At 47.7% G+C, this 9,057-nt stretch carries 11 protein-coding genes; 4 read left to right on the top strand and 7 right to left on the bottom strand.

Annotation, left to right across the window (positions count from 1 at the left end; translation table 11 throughout):
* Positions 1–10: 10 nt before the first annotated feature.
* On the bottom strand, positions 11–1,222 hold the full coding sequence (locus AC2215_RS23495; RefSeq protein ID WP_486812447.1) for an RNA-guided endonuclease InsQ/TnpB family protein: 1,212 nt from the start codon (positions 1,220–1,222) through the stop codon (positions 11–13).
* A 71-nt stretch (positions 1,223–1,293) separates the two neighbouring features.
* Between AC2215_RS23495 and tnpA the strand changes: the two genes are divergently transcribed.
* The gene (gene tnpA, locus AC2215_RS23500) at positions 1,294–1,710 is read left to right on the top strand and encodes an IS200/IS605 family transposase (protein ID WP_486812448.1); all 417 of its coding nucleotides are present in this window, start codon (positions 1,294–1,296) and stop codon (positions 1,708–1,710) included.
* Positions 1,711–1,993: 283 nt separating this feature from the next.
* Here tnpA and AC2215_RS23505 read toward each other — a convergent pair whose 3' ends face one another.
* From AC2215_RS23505 to AC2215_RS23525, 5 genes are all read right to left on the bottom strand, one after another.
* On the bottom strand, positions 1,994–2,371 hold the full coding sequence (locus AC2215_RS23505) for an urease subunit beta (RefSeq protein WP_486812449.1): 378 nt from the start codon (positions 2,369–2,371) through the stop codon (positions 1,994–1,996).
* On the bottom strand, positions 2,331–3,419 hold the full coding sequence (locus AC2215_RS23510) for a mechanosensitive ion channel family protein (RefSeq protein ID WP_486812450.1): 1,089 nt from the start codon (positions 3,417–3,419) through the stop codon (positions 2,331–2,333). The genes AC2215_RS23505 and AC2215_RS23510 overlap by 41 nt, the downstream gene beginning before the upstream one ends.
* On the bottom strand, positions 3,420–3,722 hold the full coding sequence (ureA, locus tag AC2215_RS23515; RefSeq protein WP_486812451.1) for an urease subunit gamma: 303 nt from the start codon (positions 3,720–3,722) through the stop codon (positions 3,420–3,422). It lies immediately after the preceding gene.
* A 138-nt stretch (positions 3,723–3,860) separates the two neighbouring features.
* A complete protein-coding gene (locus AC2215_RS23520; RefSeq protein WP_486812452.1) occupies positions 3,861–4,817 on the bottom strand; it encodes an urease accessory protein UreD in 957 nt (318 codons plus the stop codon).
* 81 nt (positions 4,818–4,898) lie between these two features.
* Positions 4,899–5,627 carry a hypothetical protein gene (locus AC2215_RS23525; RefSeq protein WP_486812453.1) on the bottom strand — a complete coding sequence of 243 codons (729 nt, stop codon included), beginning with the start codon at positions 5,625–5,627 and terminating at the stop codon, positions 4,899–4,901.
* A gap of 225 nt (positions 5,628–5,852) precedes the next feature.
* Here AC2215_RS23525 and AC2215_RS23530 point away from each other — a divergent pair, with 225 nt between their 5' ends.
* The 3 genes from AC2215_RS23530 (at position 5,853) to AC2215_RS23540 (ending at position 8,532) form a co-directional block, all read left to right on the top strand.
* The gene (locus AC2215_RS23530; RefSeq protein WP_486812454.1) at positions 5,853–6,380 is read left to right on the top strand and encodes a GNAT family N-acetyltransferase; all 528 of its coding nucleotides are present in this window, start codon (positions 5,853–5,855) and stop codon (positions 6,378–6,380) included.
* A 90-nt stretch (positions 6,381–6,470) separates the two neighbouring features.
* Positions 6,471–7,313, top strand: a complete 843-nt coding sequence (locus AC2215_RS23535) for a lysophospholipid acyltransferase family protein (RefSeq protein WP_486812455.1) — start codon at positions 6,471–6,473, stop codon at positions 7,311–7,313.
* A 298-nt stretch (positions 7,314–7,611) separates the two neighbouring features.
* Complete coding sequence (locus tag AC2215_RS23540; protein ID WP_486812456.1) at positions 7,612–8,532, top strand: Rpn family recombination-promoting nuclease/putative transposase; 921 nt, start codon at positions 7,612–7,614, stop codon at positions 8,530–8,532.
* 11 nt (positions 8,533–8,543) lie between these two features.
* On the opposite strand, the gene AC2215_RS23545 is transcribed toward AC2215_RS23540, so the two are convergent.
* A partial coding sequence (locus tag AC2215_RS23545) for a tetratricopeptide repeat protein (RefSeq protein ID WP_486812457.1) occupies positions 8,544–9,057 on the bottom strand: 514 nt, incomplete at its 5' end.

A 9,057-nucleotide genomic window follows, 5' to 3' on the forward strand; every position in this document is an offset into this window, starting at 1 on the left:
TGGTCGCGGCTTACGCCGCTCCCGGCGATAGACCGTGGGCTTCTGACTTCTTTGGCTCTTGCTTTCTCACAAGTTTTACCTCGTTTGAAAGACTTACTAAGCCTCCATCAGCAGTAGTCCGCGTCCCACAGACCAATAGCAATTTGATTGCTTCATTTCTGATGTTCTTCGCTGCGTTTTCATCTCTATAATGATGTACTCCGCAGTTTGGACAGTCCCACTCTCTAACATCAAGCGGTAAACTATCTACTTTATGACCGCAATCAGAACAAGTTTTAGAACTAGGGAACCATCGGTCTATTTCGACCAACATCTTACCCTCACGCTCTAACTTGTAAGCAAGGAAATTAACGAACATTCCCCAACCTACATCAGAAACAGCTTTTGCTAATTTATGGTTCTTGACCATATCTTTTACATTGAGGTTTTCAACCCCGATGACTTGGTTTTCATCAACAAGCTTTCTCGAAGCGTTATGTAAAAAGTCTGCACGAGAATTAGAGACTCGCTCATGAACTCTCGCGACTAGTCTTTTCGCTTTTTCTCTACCTTTACTCCCTTTCTTTTTACGAGACAAACTTTGTTGCTTTCGCTTCAAATTCTTTTCATGCTGTTTAATGTGGCGAGGGTTTTCTATTTTTGTAGTGTTCTCACCATCATGAACAATCGCAAAGTCTTTGATACCTAGATCGATACCTGCAATTTTACCGTCAGCACTCGGAGTAGGATTTTCACCCTCAATCTCCATTAGAATAGAAGCGAAATACTTACCTGAAGGTGTTTTAGAGACTGTAACAGTCTTGATTTTACCTTCAATAGGACGGTGTAATTTTGTATCAACTACACCTAACTTACCTGGAAATTTTAGATTACCGTTTTTAACGGTTACATTCTGGGGATACCCTACCGATTGTTTACCGTGACGGCTTTTAAATTTGGGAAATCCCGCACGACCTTCAAATAAATTTTTGAAAGCGTTATCTAATCGAAGCATTTGATACTGAAGAACTTGAGAATAGGTTCGTTTTAACCATTCTGTCTCAGGGTCTTTCTTCAGTGGAGGTAGCTTTTTAATGAATTTTGCTTTATTCCATTTTTCTCCTTTATCTACGAGTGACAAAGCGAAGTTGTGCCACCAGCGAGCATTCCCAAAGTCTTGAGCGAGTTGCTGTTCTTGAGCAGGTGTAGGATATATTCTTACTTTGAGAGCGCGGTTAAGCATGATAGAAAACTCCTTTCCTTTTCGACCTATCTCTAATATGATGACTGTATTTTATTTGATCAACAGTCATTATGAAAAAAGATTTTGTATCGAGCGGTAGAGCAGTTTCAGACATGAAAGCACATCTCGTACTCGTGACGAAGTACCGACGTAAAACCCTTTCAGCAGTAATGTTAGAGCGTTTAACAGAGGTCGTAGGTGATTTATGCGAGAAGTGGGATTGTAAGATGATCGAATTCAATGGGGAAAGCGATCGCGTTCACTTGCTATTTCAGTATTATCCTCAGATGGACGTGTCTAAATTCGTAACAAATATTAAATCAGTAAGTACTCGTCGAATGCGTTCTGAATTTGAAAAAGAAGTTAAAAAACACTATCCAACGAAGCCTGTGTTTTGGAGCGAGTCATATTTTATAGCAAGCTGTGGAGGTGTGACGGTTAATACTTTAAGAAAATACATCGAAAACCAGGAATCACCAAAGTTTTAAAGGACAGGCGCTCTCATCCCGACGCTCACCCGAAGCACGGCGGGGGCTGCGCCCCCTTGACACCGTGCCGGGTAGAGCGCGGGTCTTCTCGCGCCTAAAGATAAAAACTGGTTGTAGAGTTGGGGCTGTGGGGGCAGCTTCGGGCACAGGGGAAGAGTGAATTGACAATGAGTCGATGGCGACAATCTTCTCCCTTGTCCCCTTGTCCCCTTGTCCCCTTGTCTCCTTGTCCCCTTGTCTCCCTTGTCTCCTTCTCCCCCTTATCTCCCCATCCCCACATCTCCTACTTTTTCTTCTTCTTCCCCTTTTTATTCCCCTTCTTCTCGTCTTTGGGTTTTTCCCGTTTGGGTTTCTCGTCCAGAGCACCATTGATTTTGGCATTAAACCCGTAGACTTCGCGGCTGCCGGCAAAGGCGACGAGGTTTACTTCCCGTTCGTCTCCCGGTTCAAATCGTACGGCAGTCCCGGCGGGGATATCCAATCGCATTCCTTTGGCCGATTCGCGATCGAATCTTAAGGCAACGTTTGTTTCAAAGAAGTGAAAGTGAGAGCCAACTTGGATCGGACGATCGCCGGTATTAGCCACTTGGAGCTGGAGCGTTTCCCGCTCGGCATTCAACTCAATAGTACCGTCGGGGGTGAAGATTTCGCCTGGAATCATTGGATCGAGCTTGCGAAGGTTTATTGGGAGTGTAGCCCACTTTAATGGGAAAGGGAATTTCGATGCCCTCCATTTTATACCGTCGGTGGAGGCGCTTGATAAATTCGTGAGTGACTAGGAGGCGATCGAAAAACTCTGTGATTTTCAAATAAACAATCAAATTAACGCTGTAATATCCAAAATCGCAATATCGAATAAACGGTTCGTAATCCCGCGCGCAACCTTCCACTTCCAGCGTCACTTCTTTGGCAACTTCCAAGGTCACCGCTTCCACCCGTTCTAAATCGCTATCGTACCCAACTCCCACCTCAATGGGTAAGAGCATCTCTCGCGCGGGAAGGGTATAGTTTTTCAGGGTTGAAGAGACGATTTTCGAGTTGGGAATAACGATTAAATTCCCCAGAATACTTTTGACGGTGGTATATCGCCACGCCACATCCGTCACGTATCCCTCTTCATTAATATCTAACTGAATGTAGTCGCCAGGTCGAACTTTTTTCGACATGATAATGTTCAAACCCGAAAACATATTCGAGAGGGTATTTTGCAGGGCTAAACCAATGGAAACCCCACCAATTCCCAAGGCTGTGAGTAACGGCGTAATCGAAATCCCCACCGACTGAAGAATAATCAGGATGCCGATACTGAAAATCACCAGTTTGGTGAGGGTTTCAAATAGGGAAGTCAGGGGAGAGGTATCCTCACCTTTGCTGCCGTATAACTGAACGAATCCCACCGCCAGCCGGGAAACGACGATCGTTGCCGACCCGAGTAATAGCGCCAGCAAACTCTTTTGCAGAATGCTTTCGACTTCTGGATCGATGGGAACGGTGAGGGAAGCGACAAAAATTCCCGCAACGATAAACCAGAGAGACGTAACCCCTCGCAGAGAATTGAGAATGATTTCGTAGCCTTGCCAACCGGTGCGATTGGCAATTTCTTTAAAGCGAGTGAGGACGCGCTGCTCGAACACGTATCCCCCGATAAACCCGAGGATTATCAGGGCAATGGGAATAATAATTCGAGCCGCGGTTAAAACACCATCCATCTAACGAATTGGGTGATGAACCGTTACTAGTTTAGTGCCATCGGCAAAGGTTGCTTCCACTTGCACTTCCAGAATCATTTCTGGCACACCTTCCATCACGTCATCACGAGTTAACAATGTCGTTCCGTAGTCCATTAAATCGGTAACGGTACGACCTTCTCGAGCCCCTTCGAGGATGGCCGCAGAAATATAGGCCGTGGCTTCGGGATAGTTGAGCTTGAGACCTTTGGCTTTGCGACGTTCGGCCAGTAATGCGGCGGTGAAGATGAGGAGTTTGTCTTTTTCTTGGGGTGAGAGTTGCATATGCGATCGCGAGTTGATAGAGGGAGAGGGGGGAAGGGGGAGGGGGGAAGGGGGAGAAAGGAACGCGCACACAGAAGAGCGTCGTAATTAACTCATTGTCAATTGTCAATTGTCAATTGTCCATTGCCCCCAAAGATTTTACCCGAACCAAACGCGGGGGGGGCAAGCGGGACGATTTAAATAGGACGATCGCAGTAAATCCCACACGGTGGTAAACCAGCGTCGCACATCTCGGGTGGACTGACCGCGATACCGACAAATTAACCCTTCGGTGAGTCGGGTGACGCCGATTTCTGGCGAGGTTTTGGGGGAGGATGGGGGTGTATTTTCGGTGCCGTTGGTGGTAAATTGCGTTGTGAATTTCGATCGGGCCGCTGCGATCGTTTCTGGGGTCGCCACGCCACCCACCCACACCAGGCTACCGACTACCGGCTGTCCGGCGAGTCCGTGGGGACTCTCGAAGACATCTTCGCATCCGGGCAACCACTGCCGGTCGATCCACAAGGGAACCCCTTCTCGCCACACTTCAGTGTGCGATCGCAAGTTTCCCCGCACAAATTTTTCCCCCCTGGCGGTGCGTCCCAACCGCAGAATTTCCCACCCCAACCAACTTGCTTCCGGAGCGAGTTCCACCCGCAAGTCCTGACGGTAATCCGCACCGTTAAAAATAATCGTTTCCTGGGGCAACCATTCCAAACAGGCGCGCGACCCCACTTCCAGGGTGACGGTTTGCTGGGCGCATAAGCCGTTGCTGCGGTAGACTTTACCCGCGGCTGCGGTGGTAATGAGGGCGCGGCTGTCGGGTTCGAGGCGCACGATTTGTTCGAGGCGATCGCCCCCCACAACGCCCCCGGCCGTATGTAAGATGACACTGTGGCAGACTTGGGAGCCTTCGGGGTAAAACGGGCGCTGGACTTTGAGCGGGGCGCGCACGCGATCGCCGACCAGTTTGGTGCGATCGTCCTGACGGGCGAAAACCAGTTGCAAGCTACCCCGCCACGATCGATTTTCCAAGTTTGCTTCCACGGTTTTTAAGTAATAAGTGATACGTAATAAGTTTTTAAAATTCAGGTACACCCAAATTCTATTTCCCATTCCCTATTCCCCATTCCCCATTCCCTAAAACCAGAAACTCTGTACCTCATGAGGCGCGATAACCGCTATATTACTTATTACTTAAAAACTCTGAGACCCCATCAAACGCTGGCGAACGCTTTCGGCAATTCCATTTCCCAAATAGTCGGGAATGACGCTTTCGTTGGGACCGAGAAGATAGAGAATTAAGCGCGTTCTTCCCCGCCACACCAGGAGATTGGCATTAATCACCAGTAAATCTTCTTGCCAGATGGCATACATCACCTTGTAAAATAAACCCGGTTGGTTGTCTGCTTCAATCAGCAGTGCGGGTAGGTGGAAAACCGGATCGACGTAAAACTCCGTCTCCACATCCTCTAAGCCGGCATCGAGGTTAAATTCAACCGCGAGCATCTCCTCCACTTCAAAATGTCCGGCGAGGGCTTCTCGCACTGCCCTAGCGACGTTCTCGGAGATTTTATCGGTGAGTCCTTTTCCCCCGCGCGAGACCACCAGCTTGATAAACACCAGCATCGGGGGGTAAATTTGACCGTAGAGACTGAGGCTGTGAATCGTCAAACCGTAGGCGGCCAGCACCCCGAAAATATCGCTGAGCAGGAAGGATTGATTGCGATAGGCAAAGTGAAGGGCATTCCGGTTGCCTTCCGGTCGAACTTCGATGACGGCTTGCCGCCGCTTGTACAGCTGGTATGCGAGTTTGAGATTTTGCAGTTGAATCTCACTACTAACAAACTGTTCGTAAAATTGGGGAAACGCGCCGTTGAAGCGCTTGAGAAGTTCGAGAGTGGATGATTTTAAGCCGGTGGCCATAACGGGGTAGTTAACTCACTGCCTGGTTAGATGAGCGACGTTTGATGCGACCCAAAGAGAACGTTCCTCCACTTTAGCGGAATGATGGGAACCTTGTATGGGTAGGAATCCGTTGCGAATTTTGCGAGGTTACTTCCATAGGGAACCGTCCATCCACAGATATAATGTCTCTTAGAACGTATCGTTCTGCGAAGCCAACATTTACTCAACCATTACCACGCCTGCATGGGTTTTTGGAAAAGCATTTTTAGTAGTCCTGACTCCGCCTCCGCTTCTAGGACGATTCCGTTCGAGGAGTATACCGCAGTAGGGGCGAGTCCTCGTCCTAATACTCAAGCGAAAATTTATTTCAGTACCGATCGCAATATCGATCTTTACGAGCTAGAAGAACTCTGCGATGCGGTGGGTTGGTCCCGCCGTCCGATTCGGAAAGTTAAAAAAGCGATCGCCCATAGTTTTATCGTCGTCTCCATGTGGGAAGTGCGGGGTACGAGGCGAAGGCTGATCGGATTTTCCAGAGCGACTTCCGACCATGCGTTTAACGCGACGGTCTGGGATGTGGTCGTTCACCCGGACTTTCAGAGCAAGGGGTTGGGTAAGGCACTGATGAAGTATCTCATCAAGAAGTTGCGCAGCCACGATATCAGTAATATTACCTTGTTTGCCGACCCTCATGTGGTCGATTTTTATCGGGGATTGGGCTTTATGTCCGACCCGGAAGGGATTAAGGGAATGTTTTGGTATCCGAACTAGCCCACTCGATCGAGCTGGGCTAATTTAGAGTCGGAAAATTATCGATCGCCCTGTTCGATCGACCATCGACCTTTTTGTCAGCAATCTCGGATGAACCCAAACAATCGCAAATTTCCCGAACGGGGTTGGTCTTTGGATGCGCGATCGCCCCAAGTTATCGAATCGTGGATGCCGATGTGGGAATGGTTTTATCGCTACTATTTTCGCGTTCGCACGGAAGGCTGGCATCATATCAACCCCGAAGAACGGATTTTAATCGTCGGTTCCCACAATGGGGGATTGGCAGCCCCGGATATGACAATGGTAATTTACGATTGGTTTCGCCGGTTCGGAACCGAGCGCCCGGTGTACGGGTTGATGCACCCTAACATTTGGCAGGTTTATCCAGAACTGTCGCAACTGGCGGCGCAAATGGGGGCAGTTCTGGCACATCCGAAAATGGCGATCGCAGCGCTACAACGGGGGGCAAGCGTGTTGGTGTATCCGGGAGGGGCGCAGGATGTGTTTCGTCCCCACAGCCAACGCCATCGGATCGAGTTTGCGGGGCGTCGGGGCTTCATTAAGCTGGCATTGCGGGAAAATGTGCCGATCGTTCCAATTGTCTCCACGGGCGCTCACGATACGTTATTCGTCCTGGCAGATATTTACCCCCTGATGCGACAACTCCACGAGTGGGGAATGCCTTGGTTGTTCGATCTCGATCCGGAAGTATTCCCGATTTATTTGGGGTTGCCCTGGGGGCTGAGTGTCGGACCCCTGCCGAATTGGCCCCTACCGGTTCAGATTCGGACGCGGGTGTGCAAACCCATTGTTTTCGATCGCGGCGGACGGGAAGCGGCAAACGATCGGGCTTACGTGGATGCTTGTTATCACCAAGTGCGGGCACAGATGCAGGCGGAGTTGGATGAATTATTGAGGATTGGAGAATTTTAGATTTTAGATTTTAGATTTTAGATTTTGGATTTTAGGTAAGCATTCAGGTATCAGCCGTCAGGCGTCGGCTTAAAACTCTTATGCCGCTTACAAGTTGAACATCTTCCCAGCTAAAATCCCCGGACATTTTGGCTTTCCCCAAGAGTAATTAGCTCATAGCCGATCGCTGACCGCACGAATGCTTACGATGTTAGCCTCAGGCGCTCGATCGAATAAGCGATTTTAAGAAAGTTAGTTTTGCCATCGCGGATCGATTCTATAATTAGATTGATTCCTTGGACTATTTAGAATGATTCTGATGGCTTATCCGCTCCAAGATAAATACATCAATCTACTTACGGATTTTGGTTTCAAACGAGTGTTTGGCACCGAACCGAATAAGGCATTATTAATTGACTTTTTAAATACCCTTTTGCCACCCTACCATCGCATTCGAGATGTGACCTATAAAAGTAACGAAAACTTGGGGAGTACTCCAGTTGACCGCAAGGCAATTTTCGATATTTACTGTCAAGGGGAAAGTGGAGAACGATTTATCGTCGAAATCCAGAAAGCCAAGCAAAACTTTTTTAAAGATCGGAGCGTTTATTATTCAACGTTTCCTATTCAGGAACAGGCATTAAAAGGGGATTGGAATTATAAACTCGCACCGGTCTATACCGTCGGGGTTTTAGATTTTATCTTTGACGACCACAAGCATGAAGATACTTTAATTCATACAGTGGAACTCAAAAACCAAAATGGTGAGGTTTTCTATGAAAAGCTGAGGTTTGTTTACATCGAACTGCCCAAATTTACGAAATCCTTAGAGCAATTAGAGTCGCATTTAGACAAGTGGCTATTTTTACTGAAAAATCTACCGGATTTGAACGAGCCGCCCGAACCCCTGCAAGATTCAATTTTTAGCCAGCTTTTTGAGATTGCTGAAATTGCTAATTTCTCGCGAACAGAGCAAGATAGCTATCAAAATAGTCTCAAATATTATCGCGATATGAATAATGTGGTGAATACGGCACGGGAAGAGGCACGAAAAGAGGGCATTCGATCGCTCTTACTCCGACAGCTTTCTCGCCAGTTGGGAGAGATTCCGGAGAATGTCCGATCGCAAATTAGCGAACTCTCTTTAGAGGCTTTGGAAGTGCTGGGAGAAGCGTTATTTGAGTTTTCTAATTTGGATGAGTTAATGGCTTGGTTGAACGAAAAGTTGCCAGAGAGTTGAACTGCACGATGTTAAGAAAGTAATGCTTGGAATCGCGGATCGTGGCGAATCCTATCGAAAGCCGAGTTAGTTCGAGCCATTTTTCGGCACTCTTCGGGAGCCAGTTCGATTGCCTGTCTCAAGTTTTTGATGGCTGGTTTGGCTTGATTTTGCAAACTGTAGCAACAGGCTTTATTGTACCAAGCTTCATAACAATCTGGTTTGAAGTCGAGGGTTTGATTAAAACTCACTATAGCCTCTTCATATAGTCTCAACTTCCCTAGAACCAGACCTCTGACGTTCCAAATTGCCGACTCATCAGGTTGAAGTTGGAGAGCTTTATCATAGCTGGCTACTGCTTCTTCATACTTTTCCAGGTTAAATAAAGCATTACCCCGATTATTCCAGATTGCCGACTCATCAGGTTGAAGTTGGAGAGCTTTATCGTAGCTGGCTACTGCTTCTTCATACTTTTCCAGGTTAAATAAAGCATTACCCCGATTATTCCAGATTGCCGACTCATCAGGTTGAAGTTGGAGAGCTTTA

The organism is Zarconia sp. (assembly GCF_057467645.1).

What these genes read in the sequence shown, in the direction of transcription:
- AC2215_RS23495 (WP_486812447.1), bottom strand. Translation starts at nt 1,222, where the DNA reads ATGCTTAACCGCGCTCTCAAAGTAAGAATATATCCTACACCTGCTCAA.
- tnpA (WP_486812448.1), top strand. Translation starts at nt 1,294, where the DNA reads ATGAAAAAAGATTTTGTATCGAGCGGTAGAGCAGTTTCAGACATGAAA.
- AC2215_RS23505 (WP_486812449.1), bottom strand. Translation starts at nt 2,371, where the DNA reads ATGATTCCAGGCGAAATCTTCACCCCCGACGGTACTATTGAGTTGAAT.
- AC2215_RS23510 (WP_486812450.1), bottom strand. Translation starts at nt 3,419, where the DNA reads ATGGATGGTGTTTTAACCGCGGCTCGAATTATTATTCCCATTGCCCTG.
- ureA (WP_486812451.1), bottom strand. Translation starts at nt 3,722, where the DNA reads ATGCAACTCTCACCCCAAGAAAAAGACAAACTCCTCATCTTCACCGCC.
- AC2215_RS23520 (WP_486812452.1), bottom strand. Translation starts at nt 4,817, where the DNA reads ATGGGAAATAGAATTTGGGTGTACCTGAATTTTAAAAACTTATTACGT.
- AC2215_RS23525 (WP_486812453.1), bottom strand. Translation starts at nt 5,627, where the DNA reads ATGGCCACCGGCTTAAAATCATCCACTCTCGAACTTCTCAAGCGCTTC.
- AC2215_RS23530 (WP_486812454.1), top strand. Translation starts at nt 5,853, where the DNA reads ATGGGTTTTTGGAAAAGCATTTTTAGTAGTCCTGACTCCGCCTCCGCT.
- AC2215_RS23535 (WP_486812455.1), top strand. Translation starts at nt 6,471, where the DNA reads ATGAACCCAAACAATCGCAAATTTCCCGAACGGGGTTGGTCTTTGGAT.
- AC2215_RS23540 (WP_486812456.1), top strand. Translation starts at nt 7,612, where the DNA reads ATGGCTTATCCGCTCCAAGATAAATACATCAATCTACTTACGGATTTT.